This window comes from Azoarcus sp. DN11 (assembly GCF_003628555.1).
Classification (GTDB): Bacteria; Pseudomonadota; Gammaproteobacteria; order Burkholderiales; family Rhodocyclaceae; genus Aromatoleum.
Map to the genome: position 1 here is coordinate 3082732 of NZ_CP021731.1, position 16655 is coordinate 3099386.

Annotated in this window: 16 protein-coding genes and 3 tRNA genes; 6 read left to right on the forward strand and 13 right to left on the reverse strand. The window is 63.7% G+C overall.

The genetic code is table 11. From position 1 onward, the window contains the following. Window positions 1-4 precede the first annotated feature (4 nt). From hsdR to CDA09_RS14220, 10 genes are all read right to left on the reverse strand, one after another. Window positions 5-2437 (reverse strand): EcoAI/FtnUII family type I restriction enzme subunit R, encoded by a 2433-nt coding sequence (gene hsdR / locus CDA09_RS14180; RefSeq protein ID WP_121429246.1) that lies wholly within the window; start codon window positions 2435-2437, stop codon window positions 5-7. Window positions 2438-2470: 33 nt separating this feature from the next. Continuing rightward, window positions 2471-2680, reverse strand: coding sequence for a helix-turn-helix domain-containing protein (locus tag CDA09_RS14185; protein WP_121429247.1), 210 nt, complete (start codon window positions 2678-2680; stop codon window positions 2471-2473). A gap of 756 nt (window positions 2681-3436) precedes the next feature. Next, the gene (locus CDA09_RS14190) at window positions 3437-5722 is read right to left on the reverse strand and encodes a DEAD/DEAH box helicase family protein (protein ID WP_121429248.1); all 2286 of its coding nucleotides are present in this window, start codon (window positions 5720-5722) and stop codon (window positions 3437-3439) included. Window positions 5723-5842: 120 nt separating this feature from the next. Next, entirely contained in the window at window positions 5843-6805 is a 963-nt protein-coding gene (locus tag CDA09_RS23530) for a hypothetical protein (protein ID WP_217351250.1), read from the reverse strand. 15 nt (window positions 6806-6820) lie between these two features. Continuing rightward, a complete protein-coding gene (locus CDA09_RS23675; protein WP_286164144.1) occupies window positions 6821-6946 on the reverse strand; it encodes a hypothetical protein in 126 nt (41 codons plus the stop codon). Window positions 6947-7106: 160 nt separating this feature from the next. After that, the gene (locus tag CDA09_RS14200; protein WP_121429249.1) at window positions 7107-7448 is read right to left on the reverse strand and encodes a hypothetical protein; all 342 of its coding nucleotides are present in this window, start codon (window positions 7446-7448) and stop codon (window positions 7107-7109) included. Between the two features lie 108 nt (window positions 7449-7556). Further along, window positions 7557-8180 carry a hypothetical protein gene (locus tag CDA09_RS14205; protein WP_121429250.1) on the reverse strand — a complete coding sequence of 208 codons (624 nt, stop codon included), beginning with the start codon at window positions 8178-8180 and terminating at the stop codon, window positions 7557-7559. 174 nt (window positions 8181-8354) lie between these two features. After that, on the reverse strand, window positions 8355-9452 hold the full coding sequence (locus CDA09_RS14210) for a DUF6094 domain-containing protein (protein WP_121429251.1): 1098 nt from the start codon (window positions 9450-9452) through the stop codon (window positions 8355-8357). 510 nt (window positions 9453-9962) lie between these two features. Continuing rightward, window positions 9963-10610, reverse strand: coding sequence for a DUF3275 family protein (locus CDA09_RS14215; protein WP_217351251.1), 648 nt, complete (start codon window positions 10608-10610; stop codon window positions 9963-9965). Window positions 10611-10952: 342 nt separating this feature from the next. Further along, a complete protein-coding gene (locus CDA09_RS14220; RefSeq protein ID WP_050416265.1) occupies window positions 10953-11459 on the reverse strand; it encodes a DUF3577 domain-containing protein in 507 nt (168 codons plus the stop codon). A 670-nt stretch (window positions 11460-12129) separates the two neighbouring features. Between CDA09_RS14220 and CDA09_RS14225 the strand changes: the two genes are divergently transcribed. The 6 genes from CDA09_RS14225 to CDA09_RS14250 all read left to right on the forward strand — a co-directional run bounded on the left by CDA09_RS14225 (window position 12130) and on the right by CDA09_RS14250 (window position 16258). After that, window positions 12130-12450, forward strand: coding sequence for a hypothetical protein (locus CDA09_RS14225; protein WP_121429253.1), 321 nt, complete (start codon window positions 12130-12132; stop codon window positions 12448-12450). A gap of 145 nt (window positions 12451-12595) precedes the next feature. Continuing rightward, complete coding sequence (locus CDA09_RS14230; RefSeq protein ID WP_121429254.1) at window positions 12596-13477, forward strand: DNA-binding protein; 882 nt, start codon at window positions 12596-12598, stop codon at window positions 13475-13477. 672 nt (window positions 13478-14149) lie between these two features. After that, window positions 14150-14719, forward strand: coding sequence for a hypothetical protein (locus tag CDA09_RS14235; RefSeq protein ID WP_050416268.1), 570 nt, complete (start codon window positions 14150-14152; stop codon window positions 14717-14719). Then, entirely contained in the window at window positions 14716-14976 is a 261-nt protein-coding gene (locus CDA09_RS14240; protein ID WP_050416269.1) for a hypothetical protein, read from the forward strand. The genes CDA09_RS14235 and CDA09_RS14240 overlap by 4 nt, the downstream gene beginning before the upstream one ends. A 59-nt stretch (window positions 14977-15035) precedes the next feature. Further along, entirely contained in the window at window positions 15036-15245 is a 210-nt protein-coding gene (locus tag CDA09_RS14245) for a DUF4224 domain-containing protein (RefSeq protein WP_083447017.1), read from the forward strand. Then, a complete protein-coding gene (locus CDA09_RS14250; RefSeq protein ID WP_050416270.1) occupies window positions 15245-16258 on the forward strand; it encodes a tyrosine-type recombinase/integrase in 1014 nt (337 codons plus the stop codon). The genes CDA09_RS14245 and CDA09_RS14250 overlap by 1 nt, the downstream gene beginning before the upstream one ends. A 74-nt stretch (window positions 16259-16332) precedes the next feature. On the opposite strand, the gene CDA09_RS14255 is transcribed toward CDA09_RS14250, so the two are convergent. The 3 genes from CDA09_RS14255 to CDA09_RS14265 all read right to left on the reverse strand — a co-directional run bounded on the left by CDA09_RS14255 (window position 16333) and on the right by CDA09_RS14265 (window position 16628). Further along, window positions 16333-16408: transfer RNA gene (locus CDA09_RS14255), tRNA-His, on the reverse strand. A gap of 43 nt (window positions 16409-16451) precedes the next feature. Next, a tRNA-Arg gene (locus CDA09_RS14260) sits at window positions 16452-16528 on the reverse strand. Between the two features lie 23 nt (window positions 16529-16551). Continuing rightward, a tRNA-Pro gene (locus tag CDA09_RS14265) sits at window positions 16552-16628 on the reverse strand. Between the last annotated feature and the right edge of the window lie 27 nt (window positions 16629-16655).

Here is a 16655-nt window from a genome sequence, read left to right on the forward strand (position 1 = left end):
TGGGTCAGGCCTGCTTCTGTTCTGGCAGTTCGTAGAGCGCCTGTTCGAGTGCCTGCACGGCCTGGGTGTATTGCTCGACGCTGCCGAAGATGCCGCGCCGGATCTGGGTTTTGCTGCCGAACTGGTCGAAGGGCGGCAGCTCCAGCACTTTGGCGTCTTCAATGTCCTGCACGCCGTGGTCCGCGAACTTGTCGAGCAGGGCTTCGAGCACGGCGCGGGCCTGGTCGCCGTACTGGCCGAACGCATCGCGCTTCTTGACGTTGTTGGCTCGCTCACGGCGGGTGAGCGGCTTCTGGTCGAAGGCGACGTGGGCAACCAGATCGAACGCATCGAGCTCGTCGCCGCCCGGCACGGCCTGTTGCAGTATGTCCAGAGGCACGCCGTGGTCGGCCAGCTCCCCCAGCACCGCTTGCTTGCGCTCCGCGCTGCTCCAGCGGCGCAGGAATTCGGTGAGGCTGCCGAACTCGGCTTGCAGGGCGCGTCGGATGTCGTCCTTGAGCAGGACGCGGTAATCCTCGGTGATGAGCTTGCCATCGGCGTCGAGGTACTGCGAACGCTCGACGGCGACGCGCACGTTCACGTCATCGATCACGTATTTGGTGCGGCCTTCGCCACCGCCACCGGTACTGCCGCCGGGCGGCTTGTCGTCACCGCCTGCGCTGCCCGGGACATAGGGCGGCTGCTCGGGCTCGCCAAACCCAAGCGGATTGATGGTCTCGGGCGGCACCACGGGTTCGTCGGGCGTGGGTTCGTAGATCACCACGGGCTCGCCGTCAAAATCCGGGTCGGCGAACAGGCGCGTGGCGCCCTTGAAGTCCATGATGGTGAAGTAGAGCTTCTGGTAATCCTCGCGTAGCCGCGTGCCGCGACCGATGATCTGCTTGAACTCGGTCATCGAGTTGATGTTCTGATCCAGCACGATGAGCTTGCAGGTCTTGGCATCGACGCCGGTGGTCAGCAGCTTGGAGGTGGTGGCGATGACGGGATACGGCTCGTCGTTGTCGATGAAGTAGGAGAGGTGTGCCTTGCCCTCATTGTCGTCGCCGGTGATGCGCATCACGTAGCGGCGGTTGCCGGCGGCGGCCGGGATGATCTTGACCAGCTCCTGCCGCATGCGTTCGGCGTGGTCCTGGTCGTCGCAGAAGACGATGGTCTTGGCCATGGGGTCGGTGGCCTTGAGGTATTCCCACACCTTGCTGGCCACCAGCCGGGTCCGCTTTTCCAGCACCAGGTTGCGGTCGAAATCCTTGGTGTTGTATTGCCGCTGCTCCACGGCCTGGCCCAGCTTGTCGATCTTGCCCTTCTCGGGGGTGTAGCCCACTGCGTCGACATCGGTGGCGATGCGGATGACCTTGTAGGGGGCGAGAAAGCCGTCCTCGATTCCTTGCTTGAGTGAATAGGTGTAGACCGGGTCGCCGAAGTAGGTGATGTTGCTCACCTCCTTGGTTTCCTTCGGCGTGGCGGTCAGGCCCAGGTGCGTGGCGCTGCTGAAGTAGTCGAGCACCTCGCGCCAGGCGGAATCATCGGCGGCGCTGCCGCGGTGGCATTCGTCGATCACCACCAGATCGAAGAAATCCTCCGGGAACTGGCGGTAGATCTGCTTCCATTCCTCCCTGCCCGTCACCGCCTGATAGAGTGCCAGATAGATTTCGTAGTTCTTCTTAACCTCGCGGTTGGTAACCTTGTGCATCACTTCACCGAAGGGGGCGAAGTCCTGCTGCATGGTCTGGTCAACCAGGATGTTGCGGTCGGCCAGGAACAGGATGCGTTTCTTGGCCTTGGCTTTCCACAGCCGCCAGATGATCTGGAACGCGGTGTAGGTTTTGCCGGTGCCGGTAGCCATGACCAGGAGCACTCGCTGCTGGCCCTTGGCGACGGCTTCGATGGCGCGGTTGATGGCCACGCGCTGGTAGTAGCGCGGCTCCTTGCCGCTGCCGTCGGTATGGAACGGTTGCTCGACGAGTTTGACGGCGGCGGGCTCGGCGAGGCCCTTCCACTGCTGGTAAAGGGGCCACAGATCGTCCAGTGACGGGAACTCGGTGAGCGGGAGTTCGCGCTCGATGGGCTGCGTCAGGGCCGTGCGGTCGTGCAGCAGGAATCCATCGCCGTTGCTGCTGATGGCAAACGGGGCGTCCAGCATCTCGGCATAGGCCAGGGCCTGCTGCATGCCGTGGCCGACAGAAAACCTCGCCTGTTTGGCTTCGACCACCGCGATCGGGACATTGGGGCGAGCGTAGAGCACGAAGTCAGCGCGCTTGGGGCCACCTTTGGCTTCGGGGTTCTTGATGCGGGCAGCGAGCTTGCCGCGCACCATCACGCGGCCATCGGTGAGGTTCACTTCTTCGCGGAACTGGTGCTGTTGCCAGCCGGCTTGCTGGATGGCTGGAGTAATGAACTTGGTGCAGATGTCGCGCTCACTCAGCTGGCATTTGTCCATTCACCCTCCGGAAAAACGATGCAAACCACCTGATTACGCATGGGAACCCATGCGGCTTTCCTTCTCTTCGTCGGCGCCGCCCGCGCGCACCCATTCATCGACTTCGGAGAGCTGGAACTTCCACAGTCTGCCGATCTTGTGCGCGGGCAGGCCCTTGCGTTCCCGCCAGCGGTAGACGGTGTCCTTCACGACACCCAGATGCTGGGCGACTTGCTCGGCGGTAACCCACGGTTCAGCGTTCATGGCTTCGGTGCGCGGCTCGTTGCTTAAAGTCGTCTTAAATCGTCATCAGTCTAACAGGATGGCATTTCACCGACCAGTCGCCTTCCCTGCTCCAGCCGCTGAGGCTTGGCGGCAACTGCAATTTGTAACCTGCTCGTCAATGTGATCCTGGGCGAGTGGCAACAACGGGTCCATACCACCAGTCCGATGAACCGGAGACCTTCCCTTCGACGACGCTGAGCGCCGTGCGGCAGCTGTCGGCCCGGGGCCTCACTCCCGCCACTCAGTTTGCGTAGACCGGACGACCGTTCAGGCCGACGTCCCGGGATGGGAACGACGCACCGGGTGGCTAGTGGCTCCGATACTTGCCGTTCAAGTCCTGCGGACCTGAGAGACTGGAGTGGGCCGGGTCCGGCTGTAGCCTGAAGTGACAAACGGTCGTTGACCGAAGCAAGCAACTGAGCGGCAGGTGACCAACGCATTGCCGCCCGACACCGATCCAAAGGCCAATGACCGGTGTGGCCGAGTTGCACGCGTCGGCTGTCCGGCAGGTTTCCGAGCGAAGCAACCTCTCCAACGGCGGCGCAACCGAAACATCCGCAGCAGCAGTTGATCCGCGGCGGTCTCTGCACAGCCGTCCACTGACGTCCGCGGCAGTTCCGGGTCAGCGCCCCACGGTAAAGCTAGAGAAGCCGTCCCGGCGAGAGTGCCAACGGTTGCTGGATGCGGGAGCGAGGTGAAACCAGGACGAGGGCTGCCGCCCCCGCCCTGGCTTCGTCAGGCCGCCAACTTCTTGGCCAGCGCCACCTCGATGCTGTCACCGGTCTGATTGAGGACGTCGAGGCCCGTCTCCGGCATGTCGCCCGACGTCGATTGCGCCACCGCGATCTTCTGCGCCATCAATGTGAGGCAGTCCATTTGCGCCGATTCCGCGTATCCGAAGAAGTGCACGGCCACGTCGTTCCGCTGCCCGATGCGCCATGAACGGCGCGAGGCCTGCTGCAGGGTGTAGCAGTTGTAGCCCGACTGCATGTAGGCGATGGTCGGAAAGTCGAGCAAGTCGAGCCCGGTTTTCACGAGTTCCGGATTTGTGACGAGTACGTCGATGCCGCGTTCGACCTGGTCGGCCACCCAGTCCTCGCGCCGGGCTGCTTCGACGCTCGCGCGCAGCACGGCCACCTTGAAGCCGGCGCGTTCCAGCTGGACCCGAAGGCGACTCGTGGTGTCTCGGGTCCCGGTGTAGATGGAGTACGCGAGCACCTTGCGGCCCCTGCCCTTCTCATGACGGCAAAGCTCGATCAGCGCCGCTTCCTTCGGGCTCACGTCCCTGTCGCCGAAGACTGCCGTCTGATACGCAAGCTGGGCGCCGGTTCGAGGATGCCTGACGAGTTCGTCACGGAAGCAGCAGTCGGGCCACGCCAGCAGCACCTGGAGCACCACACCGAGCAGCGTCGCGTCACCGCAGCGCAGCGCTTGGCGCAACTCGGCCGTGAGGACCCTCGCGAGCTTCGTGTAGCCCTCGCGCTGGGCCTCTGTCATCACCACCGATTCGAACACCTCGCGGTAGGGCGGCAGAACGTCCCCGCCGATGTCCTTGAGCTTCAGGAAGACCGTGCAGGGCAGCACGTACCGCATGATGCCCTTCGGGCCGAAACCGGGGGCTTTGGCCGTTCGATGGCTGATCGTCTTGCCCTTCGCCGTCCGATGGGAGCGGCTTTCCGCCTCCCGGTAGATATCCTTCACGACACCGTGGTCGCGCATGAAGACCATTGCTGCCGGGCCCAGGCTGCGACGCACGTTCGGGCGATAACCATCGTCAATCATCGCCCTCGGATTGAGACGCCAGAGGAGATAGAACAGGTCATCGGCGTAGCCGCCCATCAGCGTGCCGGTGAGCAGTAGCGTCTTGCTGCACTTGGCGGCCAGGACGCCCATAGCTTGTCCCTGTGCGCTTCCAGCGTTCTTGTACTCATGCCCCTCGTCGACCACCAGCAGCCCGAAGTAGCCTTGGGGCAAGTACCGTTTGACGAATTCCGTCGCCTGGTAGTCACCTTGGCCGAAGCCGATCTCCATGGCGGCCATTGCGCGCTCCATGCGTGCGGCCTGACGGTCGGAGAAGACGAGTTCCCCCTCCTCGTCCATCAGGTTGATGAACTCGTGCACGTTGTCCGCCAGCATGGCGCCGAGCATCTCCTCGCCAAATCGTCGGACCAGGTTGTCAGCGGTCTTCACGCCGATGGTCGGCAACTGCTGCAACGCGTCCATGACGAGCTCGCGGTGCGAGCGCTGCGGCTTGCCCTTGCGGGTCAAGGTCCACAGGCGCCCGCTGCAATGAGGGCAAGCGCTTCGATTCTCGTCGAGCACGACCTTCGCGCGCGCCGCCGACATTGGCAGCTCGGAGTCGTTGGCCCTGTCCGTCAGCCATTGCCCGCAGTCCGGACACGCGGCGTAGGCGGCGACGTGGCGCGCGCCGAGCTCGTCCCGATAAGCCGTCCTGCGTACGGTGAACGCGGGTCGCCAATGAAAACCCATGCGCATCCGCACGCGCCCGAGCACGAAAAACTCCGGCACCGCGGGCACCGTGCACATCGCGCGCAGTGTGAGCAGCTTCTGCAGCGTGTCCGGCCCGTTGAGTATCCAGACTCGAGCATCCGGCACGGTCAGCATGATTTCCCTGCGCCACTTGTACACCAAGTGAGGCGGAGACAGTACAAGGGTGCGGCGGAAGCCCGCCTCGTGCATCACGACGGCCGCGGCGATCGCCATCATGGTCTTGCCAGTTCCCATCTCGGCGTTGAGGATCGCCGCCGGGTCGCCGGTGTTGAGCAGCAAGCGAGTCAAGGCTTGGACGGCATCGCGCTGCGCCGGAAAGGGCTTCCGGCGCAGCCGATCCATCAACTCATCGCGCCGCGGATCGGCTGCGCCGTCATAGACGGGAGGATTCTGGCGTCGAACGGCGTCCAGCAGGCTGGCGCCGAAGTCGTCGACGAACTCCGCCAGCGACAGCTGGGCAGGTCCCGGAAGGACGAGAGCCGATGCGAAGTCGGCATGTGCGAGTTGCATGGAGGTCTCCTCGAGAAGGCGGAGACCGAACCCATGCGGGTACGTGTCCCCGCATGGGTTTGATGTGGAAGAACGGGGCGATAGCCGAAGGCGGACGTATTCGCCCCGAACGCTTTTGCCTCAGTACTCTTCGGGCAGCAGCAAGGTCGTGACGCTGCGGTCCGCTTCAGTGATGAGCCACAACGTATTGGTGCCGTAGCCTGCGCTCGGCCGAGCCGGGTCGATCGGATACGCGGCGAGTATGCGGTCGCCCGACCGCACGGCCTCGTCGTTCTGCTCGGGTTCGGAACTCACCCCCCAATCGCCTCTTACGTAGGCGCCGAGACAGCGGTCGACGAGATCCGGATGGCGCTCGAGGAACGGCTCGACCCCTGCTGTCATCACCACGCGACCGAGCTCGAACAAGGGCTTGAACAGGGCCCGCACGGGCGGCAATGCTTCGGCGATCGCCTGGATTAGTCCCGCCGCGTCAGCGGACAGGTCGTCCGCCTCGAGCGTCAACACACCCTGCTTGACGGCCATCGAAACGATGTCCTGGAAGCGCTCCTCCAACGTGACGCGAACGCCGCCGACCTTGCCGAGCGGCGGGAACTTGAAGCGGCTCAGCGGCATGCAGAGCCGATCGCCCAGGCCGTCGAGCAGCGGATCGCGCCAGTGATCGAGGAGCGGCAGCGGGCTGAGGTCCCGGATCAGGGCCCACAGTTGGGAGCGCGGCACGTCGCGCTCATCACTCACCAGCCAGGCAGTTCCCCCCGGCCGGTCGAGCTGCACCAGAACCGGGTCGTAGAGCCACGTGTGGGTCAGGCTTCCAAACAGGTTCCGGTCGGGGAAACGGCCCGTGAATTTCTGGAGTCGCTCCGGCTCCGGGACGAAGATCGTGTATCGCGCTCCATCATCGGCCAGGGTGAAGGTGGCCTCCCCCGCCTGGAGCAGGCCGCCCTGATCACGAGACACGGAGAAGGCGGACATGAACTGCAGCACGGAGGTGTCGCGTCCGTACAAGGACAGCAGCAACAGTTCGCCATTTTCACCGCGGACGCAGGCATCCGCGTACAGATCGGAGAAACCCTCGATCGACAACATGATGAGTGCCTCCCTTCATTGGACGCCAATCGCCCATGACGATTGGTTTTCGGGTACGGAGGCGAACCGGACGCGGGACAAGCGCCTGGCGTCCGCGCCCGAGAGCGTGGCTTCGAGGTCGGTGAAATCGACGTTATTCATGGCAAAGCTCCTCGTGAAATGGGGAGATGCCGCGCCCCAGCGGGGAAGCGGATCTTCCCGATGGGGGTGGATGAAGGACGAATGCCCCGGGCCCCGAAGGGCCGTCGCTGTTTCAGGGGCTGACAGCGCGCGGCGTCGACGCGATGGCGTCGCCGGAAAACTACGTCTGGGAAACTGGTTGCGGCACTGCCCCGCGAGCGGGTAGCCACACCCGTCCGTTGTAACTCACGCAGGCGACCTGCTGGCCGCAACCGTCGAGGACTTGTCCGCCCACCCAATTACCGCCGCCGACTTGGTGCTCGACGATGAAGCGGCGGACAACACGGCTCGCGTCTCCAAGGGATGCCACCGGCGTCAGGCGATTCCGGACGCCGAGAAGTGTTTGCGCGGGGTCCTGACCGAGGTCCGGGTTACCCGCCGTCATCAAGGCGACGCGAAGTGGCTGACGCTGCGCAAGCTCGTACTCGCCCGCCATACGGTTGAAGTTTCGCGATGTGTGCATGATGCGCTCCTGAATGTCCCGTCGGTCGCCGCACCCGCCGGGCGTGCAACCCGACGGGTGATGAGGGAGGACAATGGAATCGCGGCACCACGGCCGCCCGAGGAGAAACTACGAATCGCTGATGCGCCGGACCGGAAGCAAGAGCAACTCGCCCTGCGCCAGCGCCGACATCAGCACCTTGTCGCTCGGCACACGCACCGACCGCGCGATCGCATCGAAGAACGGCGACTGATCGGTGAGATGGTCGGACAGAAGGCGCGCCAGGTCGGTCAGCACGTGGAGGACGACCTCGCCGGAAGTGTCGAAGTCATGCGTGTCCTGCAGTCGCTCCGCAACGTGCGTGAGGAGCGCGGCGCCCATCGGAAACAGGGCCTCCGGCCAATCGATTCCGCCGTCGGCTCCGATCGGGATCTCCATCTGGTCGGCACCCGCTTCGGGAAGCAGTGCGCACAGGCGATCCAGGGTACTCGCCAGTGCGTGGTTGAATTTGGCTCGAACCACTCGGATGGTCGTCCAGAACGTCTCGGCGTCGTCGGGCGCCCGGCACGCCAGCCGCCAGACGACCTCCGTCCGCGCGAGCGTGCCCGGGTGGCACAGCAGCGTGGTCTGAAGATACTCAAGGCAGCCCGCCCGCCACTCGCGATCCGTCGTCGAGCCGTTGCGGCCCGCGCGCGACAGTGCGGACACGTCACGGTGTCGCACGAGCACCCACATATCGATTTCCTGCTGCATCTCGTTCTCCCAAAGGATGATAGATGGCTGGAAGACAACACAAAGGCGAGCTCGCCCCCGAAGAGGGAGCCCGTTCGGGTTGCAGTGGTGGTGGTCAAAGCGCCGGCGCCGAGGCCAGCAAAGCGAGGCGGAGCGGCGCTCCGCAAGACCCACATGCAGTGCGTTTGCCCTGCTCTATTGGATCGTGACGATGGCCCCGAACCCGGGCCCTGGGGTGAAGTCGATCCCGCGTATCACGGGCACGAACCGATCGGTAAGAATGACGGTTTCACTGACGGTCCCCTCCGGGCCTTCCGAAAGCTCGACGGAGCGGACCCTATCCTTGTACGTGTCGCCCTTGATCAACAGGGTGCGACCGCTGCCGGCGGTCACGATTCCGTGAGCATGACCGGCCGCCAGCGCCAAAGCCAGGTGCCACCGCCCCATTGCAGTCAAGGGCGGACGGTGGGCGCCTTTCGTAACACCGAAGTGAGTCTGGAACTGCGGCCAGAGACTATGCGCATGCAGTCGCGCCACCTCGGCCGCGAGTTGGGCGGCGTCGATGCGGACCGCGTGAAAGCGGCCCTCCCCACCTGCAATCTCCGGAACGGCGTACGGCTCGTCGGTCCAGCACTCGGGCAATACCTGATCGAATGCTTCGCCCTTACCGGCAGCAATGAGCGCCGACACGGTGCGGGATTCCGGCCGATCCGAACGGCGTCGAACGCCGAACACCACGCACTGCTTGAACTGTTGCTCCGGAGCCATATGAAAGCGAATGCGATCGAAGTTGCGGGCAAGGAGACCTGCGAACTCCGCATCGAGCACGTAGTAGGGCACGATGAGAACGAGGACGCCGCCGAACGCAAGGGTTTGAAAGGTCCGCCGGAAGAAGATCTTCTCGAGTCGGTCCGGCCCTTTGTCGCCGGTCTGCGCCCGGTCCGCCACTGCGTCGCCATAGGGCGGATTCAGGAACAAGAGACCCATGGACCCGGGTGTTACGACGACGTCCTGAATGTCGGCGTGAATCGCAAGGTCCAGGACGGATTTCGCATGCCAGGCGCGCTCGGCATCGAACTCGACGCCGAATGCCTGAACAGCGGCACCGCATCCAGTCAGCGCTTCCCTGACCTGGTGGAGCGCAGCGCCTTCGCCGCAGCACGGATCAAGGATCCGTAGCTCATTGCCTGCCACATCGAGGGCGGCGACAATCCGCTCGAGCGTCGCCTGGTCGGTCGGGTAGTAGCCGTTCTTCACGAAATTGCGCGCCAGGCGCGGGAATATCAGGGCCATGGAACCTCCTCGGAGTCGGCGGGACGCATTGACCCTCGACGGGCCGATCGCGACCCGCAGGTTGTGGATGATGTCCCGGAGCGAGATGCTCGGTCCTGTTGCAGGGACTGACAGGCTGATGAATCTGGCAACACGCGCCACCGGCCGATAGCCGGACGGCCGCAAACGGATTTCCATCGTCGGTCTGCCTGCTGTGGGCCGACCATGGGAACCCGCTGGTTCCGCTTGGATGGGATTTGAACGATACCTTCGTCACACCCGCGGGCCTCAGGCGCGTTGCCGTGAGACCCCGTGGCTCGGATGCGAGGCACCCCAGTGGAAGGCGTGGGCGCCGATGAAAGGGCGCGCGGGAAAACCGCCGACGCAAATGCCGCAACACATCGGGCGTGTTGCTGCCCAGTTGTCGATGGAGCCCTCGCAGGCTTTCCGAATCACGCGCGTAGCCTGACGCACTGACCCGATTCGGAAAGCCCGCGCGCGGGCCGGCCGGAGTCGGCCGCGGGGATTGTTCTACGATGCGTCCGCCTTCGCGGCCAGGTAGGCCCGATACCGATCGGATTCCTCCGGATACCAGACCTGCTCTTCCGGCACAAAGCCGTATTGGAGTCCGGACTTCAGCCGATTGCGCTGCTCCCGGAAGCGCCGGCGGTCATCGATCGTCGGATCGAGCTTCACCGGTTGGCGCGCCGCGACCAGCCCGTGGAGCTCGTCGCCGAAGAGTTCGAGATCGGGCGATTCGTCCGAACCTGTGGTGGGCGATACCGGCGGCGCCCCGCCCTCCTGCCCTCGTTCGGGCGCACCGCTTCCCTCCAAATCGCCATTCCCGGCACCCGGACGCGCAGTCTGCGCTACCGCCTCGTCAGCGGGATCGGGTTCCATCGGGGCCTCGGGCAAACTCCTTTCCGTGCCGCTTTGAACGTGCAGATCGGCGAGTCGGGCGCGGATCTCCAACACGAGCCGACCGTTGCTGGCATAGGACCAGGGGAAGATGCGCTGGATGATATAGCGCCCCGTGTAGCTCCCTTCCTCGAACTGATCGAGGATCGGGTCCTTGACCCGAAACTCGCCGATATCGGTCAGCAGATCGCCGACACAGAACGGGCCATTGGCCCCCTTGATGCGCTTGATGTTCAGCGTGCCTTCGACAGTGATGCTCACGATCTCGATCTCCGAATGCGGTATCGGAGGCGTGCCCACCGAAGGGGACGAGCGCCCCCGATGGGTGGTTGAAAATCGGACACCGAACGGATCGAACCATCGGTGCGTGCGGTACAGGAGGGCCACCAACATGGTTGGTGGCCCCGGCTTTGAAAGAGGCACCGGTATTCCGGACCGGTACGGGATCGAAGCGGACAGGCAAGGCCCGACCGAGGACCCCAGGCCTGACGGCCGTCCCAGTTACAGGGGCTGACTGGGCGCACCACGCACGTTTTTTGCCGAAACGTGCAAAACGGGTGGAACCCACGAAAGGCTCCGAGCTTGGAACGGCTGATCGGGCGATCACCCGCTGGTGCCGGTGCGCTCCAGATGAGCGCTTTCGGCCGCTGGCTGAACATCCGTTGTCTTCGGGCGTTCGTAGACCGTTTGGCCGTCCACCTTGACGTGCGTCAGCAGTAGCAGCCGGCCCTTGATGATGACTCGCGGTTCCTTGCCGGGCGCACCGGTTTCGGAATCCTTGACGTCGGCATAGTAGAGATGTGGGTAGATGTCACCCACGCGGAATGACACAAAGACCTTGCGGTCGTTCTGGACATCCTGCTTGAAGCGTTCAACGAGCTCGGCACACTCGGCACCGACCACTCTGAGGTCAAAGTACGTGTACGCCGGTTCCGTGACGGACCCGTGAACAGCGTTGATTGCGCATGCGAGAAAGGGCTCGGCTCGACGGCCACCACCGCGCGGCTTCACCCACCGGACCCGGCCCAAATAGCCGCATCCCTTGGTATGCAGGTCGAAATGCTCCTTCTCGGGAGCGGTCTTGGAAGCAACTTGCGTGGATTCGGACATGACAGTCTCCAGACGAAAAAAATCGGGAGACCACACATCCCATGATCGGGAAGTGAATCTTCCCGATCGGGTGGGTGATACAAACGAAACCCCGGACCTGACGGTCGTTCCGGTTACAGGGGCTGACCGGACACAGTACAACGGCCGCATGGCCGAATACTCGTGACGATTCTACGCCAAGTGCCCGCGCCGTCAACGGGGCAACGGGGCAACGCCATCGAGCCAATGGCAGCATGCCACCGCCTCAGGAACAAGCACCAGCCGAGTTGCGCCCAGACAGTGACGCGACGACTCGAGCGCACCTTCAGCCTGACCAAACCGCCTTGCATTTCTTCGCTTGATCAGCGACATTCCCGCGAGGGAACGGATCTCATCCGCCCGACAGAAACCCTTCGCACACGATCGCGACCAGCCTGCTCGGCTGCACGACCTCTCGCATCTGCAACAGCACGCCAATGCGCCGGATTTGATGCCGCCCGCGCGCGTTTGACGCCCCAGACAGGGAGCTGGTGCCCACGGCGGGCCCATCCTGTGGTGCTCCCATCGTCTGAAAGGCCCCCCGCGCCAGTTGTTCTCCCCGATGGGGCTCCTCCGCTCGGGGGCTGCACCCGACTTGGCGCCATCCACACTGCAATCACATGACATTCCCCTGGGCATGGAGGTAAGGGTTATGAACGTCGTGCACATCAACACCCATCCGGCCCGTCTGCGACCGGGCGAGATGGCGATCCACCGCGAGCACGGATGGGTCGAGATCCTCGAACGCGCCGGAACACTGCTACGAATACGATGGATCGACCGCGCATTGGTAGCCCCCGACGCCCTCGAACCCGACGAGATCGACGGCGAAGTCCTGACCGTCTGGGAGGACTGGGTCGGGTGCGACAGCTTGAAGGCGATGCCAAGACCGTCAATCCGCGGCGAATCGGTAGCGCAAACGCCCCTTGACCTCGCGGCCCGACGACCTCCACGGGGGGCGCCAGCGACATGAGAAGTCTGCGAAACCGGACTCGCCAGGGCCACAAGCAGCGCCCCCCCCCACCGCTGACCGGGCTCACCTCGATCGAGGTCATGGGCGCTTGATTCATACCGTACCGTAACCTATCGTACGTAACGTATCGTACTGGAGACGTGAGATGCCTCGGGAAGCCAGCATCACGTACGAGCAGGTGGCGGCCATCGCCGATGGCATCAAAGCCGCCGGCGGGAAACCCACCCCACGCCAGATCCGCGAGCGTCACGGCAGCGGCAGCCTGGGCACCATCCATAAGCTGTTCCAACGATGGGAAGGCAACCAGCCACCCTCGATCGAAGCAGGTTCAGCCCTCCCCCCAGCGCTGCAACGGGCGATTCTCGATTGTGTGACGCAGGAAAGGGCAACGGCTCGGGCCGACCTCGACGCCAAACTGTCCGACATGCAAGCGGCCGCCAACGAACTCGCCGCCGAGAACGAGCGCCAGAGCGGCCACATCGAGACGCTGGAAAGCGCCCTGCAGACGTCTCAGGAAGAGAAGGCAGCGCTCGCCGGAAAAATCGAGCAGATGGAGACCGATCTCTCCGCCGCAAGAGACGAAGCCGCCCGTGAGCGCCACGCAGCCGAGGCCACCCGCACCGAGTTAGCCAAGGCACATGTCCGACTCGACACTATCCCCGTCCTCGAAAAGGACAACGAGCGGCTACGAAGTGCGGTAGACGCCGAGCGCGACGCTCGCACCAATGCCGAACGTCTGGCCGCGATCGCAGAGGCGAAGGCCGCAGGCCTCAGCGAGCGTCTGGCGGATAGCCAAGCCCGCCACACGCGTGAAGTGGCGAACCTCGACAGCCAGCTACAGGACCAAAAGCAGCGAAACACGAACCTCGAGGCTGATCTGTCGGAGATGCGCAAGGAGTCCCGCGACCTGGCCGCTCGCCTCGCTCAGGCGACAGGCGAGCTGGAAGCGCTGCGCACTCAGAACGCCGGCCATCTGGATGTCATCAAGGGCTTCACCGCGCAAGGCACCGTAACGGGCGCGTCGTAAAGGTCCAAGCGGCCGACGCTGACGTTGTCGTGCGCACGGGGGCCACTCCTTTGCCGGCAACCGTCGACGGAGAACCTGACCTGGCAATCGACACATTGTGAAGCGGCCCCTTGACGAGCCGGCGTATGGCGCCTACGAATATATTCAGCGTCCGGTCAGCCCCTGTAACCGGAACGACCTTCGGGTCCGGGGTCAGCCTCAAGATTCATGTCCATCTCGGTGGGATACGCCTCTCCGTAATTTTTCGAAGAGAGACCGATGTTCTCGTACTACCCCCCGCCTTCCGGCTCCCTCCCCGAGCGCCTCTCCTGCGGCCCTCCCTATCCTGAGGCCCTTCAGGTACCCACTTACATCAAGGATCGCGCCACGAAGGTGGGCGACACCGCGGCAGCATCCCGTCTTGGGTAATTCCGGGACTTGCCAAACGACGATCGTGTCGGTATTTTTCTCTCGTCTCAAAAGCGCTGCGCACGCCTTGAGACGTGGCGGGGACGCCTCGCTCTCTCGCTTCGCGCGACTCAATCGCTCATTTCCTTGCTCGTCAAGCGGCGCTTTTCGCCGCTCTGACTTCGTCTCGTCCTGATTCCCCGCCTTGCGACCGCTGCAATCGCCGTCGGCCGGCCTTGGCATGCATCGACTATTCGGACAACGAACGCCAGCAAGGAGAAACAGATGAAACATGAATCCCAGGCGGCGCACGCCATGCGCCGAACCGGCGGCCCGATCGGTGCCGATCAGAACCTTGGAGGAGACACAGTACCGGGCCAAGTAAACATCGAGGACATCGCCCACGTCCTCGCGAGCACGTGCTGCTTCGCGGGCCGTGCGCACACCTTCTATTCGGTCGCGCAGCACGACTATCTAGCGAGCACCATCGTGCCGCCCGATGACGCCCTGGCGGCGCTTCTCCTCCACGCCGGAGATGCGCTCAGGAAACTGCTCGCCGCCTGCCTCAATGCAGAGAGCCAGACGACCGCGGACATTCTGGCCGACCTCGGCGCCCCGCCCTACCTGCCGCCATCGGTCAAGTACGCGGACCTCGTACTCCGCGCCACCGAACGACGCGATCTCGATCCGCCCTATGAAGACGCATGGACCGGTACGACACAGTCCTCACCGCTGGCCCGGCCGATTCAGGCGCTAGCACCTATCGTGGCGAAGCACCTATTCATCGATCGCTACTACGAGCTCCGACCACAGGAGGACCGAAGAGCGTTCCCTACTGCGGACAGTGCCTCATGAAACAGCATGCCTTCGGTGTCGTTCCGGACACTGTGAGTGAGACTTGCCCCTTCCTGACGCTAGGCGGTCTTACGGGCGCAGCCGACGGCTTCGCCATGACCGCTCTGTGTATCACCGGCCTGCTCGGGAAGATTGCCTATGTCGGCCGAGTCGATGCCTGCCGGTCTTCTCGTCAAGACTTCCAGCGCGAAAACAACACCGGAGGTAGCCGGATCAAGGACGACCCATACTCCGTCGCAGACGCCGCCAAGCGGTAAGACTGCGCTGGAGGACGCGACCGAGGCGAAGCTACTGCCTGCGTCAAAAGAGGCATGACATGTTCCTGACCAAGGACGAACTCCGCAACCTCACCGGCTACCAGAAGCCGTCACTGCAAAAGCGTTGGCTCACGGATCGTGGCTGGCCATACGAGGAGAACGCAGCTGGCGATCCAAAAGTCCTGCGCTCAATCGTCGAGAAGCGCATGGGCGGTTCAACTGCATCTACCCATCGCAGACAAGGCCCCGATCTCGGAGCTATTCTGTAATGATGGGACGCCCGCGCAAAATTGATCTCAACCTGCCGCCCCGCATGTATCTCAAAGGGCGGTCGTATTGGTACGCCGCTAAGGGCGGCTGGATCAATCTCGGCCGCGACCTGTCGATCGCGCGCACGAAGTGGGCGGAGCTGGAGAACACGAACGCCCCCAAGGAAACGATGTCGGGCGTCATCGGTCGATACCTGCGCGAAGTCGTCCCGCAGAAGGCCGCGAGCACGCAGGCGGGGAATAAACTGGAAGCCTCCACTCTGACGAAGGTGTTCGGACAGATGAAGCCCGCCGACATCACCCCAGCCGACGTGTGGGACTTCATGCAGGTGCGCGGCCAGAAGTCGAAGGTGCGAGCCAATCGCGAACGCTCCCTTCTGCAGGACGTCATGCGGCACGCCATCATGTGGGGCCATTGCCGCGACAATCCAGTGCGCGAGGTGAAGCCGTTCAAGGAAATGCCGCGCACGCGCTACGTCACCGACGTGGAATTCGACGCCGTGAAGAAGGTTGCGCCTCCCCTCGTCGCGGCAATGATGGATCTCGCGCGCCTCACCGGACAGCGCCGCGGCGATCTCCTTGCTCTACGCCGCGATGCGATTACCGCAGAGGGCCTCCTGATCACGCAAGGCAAGACCGCACGGAGTCGCCCGGTGCAAATCTGCATCGGCTGGACGCCTGCACTACGTGCTGCGGTCGATGCGCTGAAGGACCTCGAACGCCCCATTGCGAGCACGCGGCTCGTGACGAGCCGCGACGGATCGCCGATGACGGTCGAAGGCTGGAAGACGGCGTGGCAGCGAACGATGGACAAGGCCACCGCGCCTGGACCGAACGGCGAGCCGCCGATCCTTGCCGAGCGGTTCCACTTCCACGACCTGCGCGCGAAGACGGTAACAGAATTGAAGGAAGCGGGCCGGGATGCGCGCACCCTTTCCGGCCATGCGTCCGATGCAATGATCGAAAAGGTCTATGACCGGCGCAGGGTAAAGAAAGCGACTCCGCTGGAATAAATCAGCGGGGAGTTTTGAAAAAACGCGGGAGTATTGAAAACGGCACCCCGAAGGGTGCCGTATCTCTTTGATTTTGGGGCGACATACCGGGATCGAACCGGTGACAACTGGAGCCACAATCCAGTGCTCTACCAACTGAGCTAATGCCGCCACTTCTCCGGCTGCAGAAACTCTACAGCCAAAAACCTCTTACTGGCCTGCCCGACAGGAATCGAACCTGTAACCCCCGGCTTAGAAGGCCGGTGCTCTATCCAGTTGAGCTACGGGCAGATCCCGCGGGCATCGGGGTTAGCTGGTCGGGGTGGAGGGATTCGAACCCCCGACATCTTGCTCCCAAAGCAAGCGCGCTACCGGACTGCGCTACACCCCGAGAGCCGCGAATAATACACACTCATTC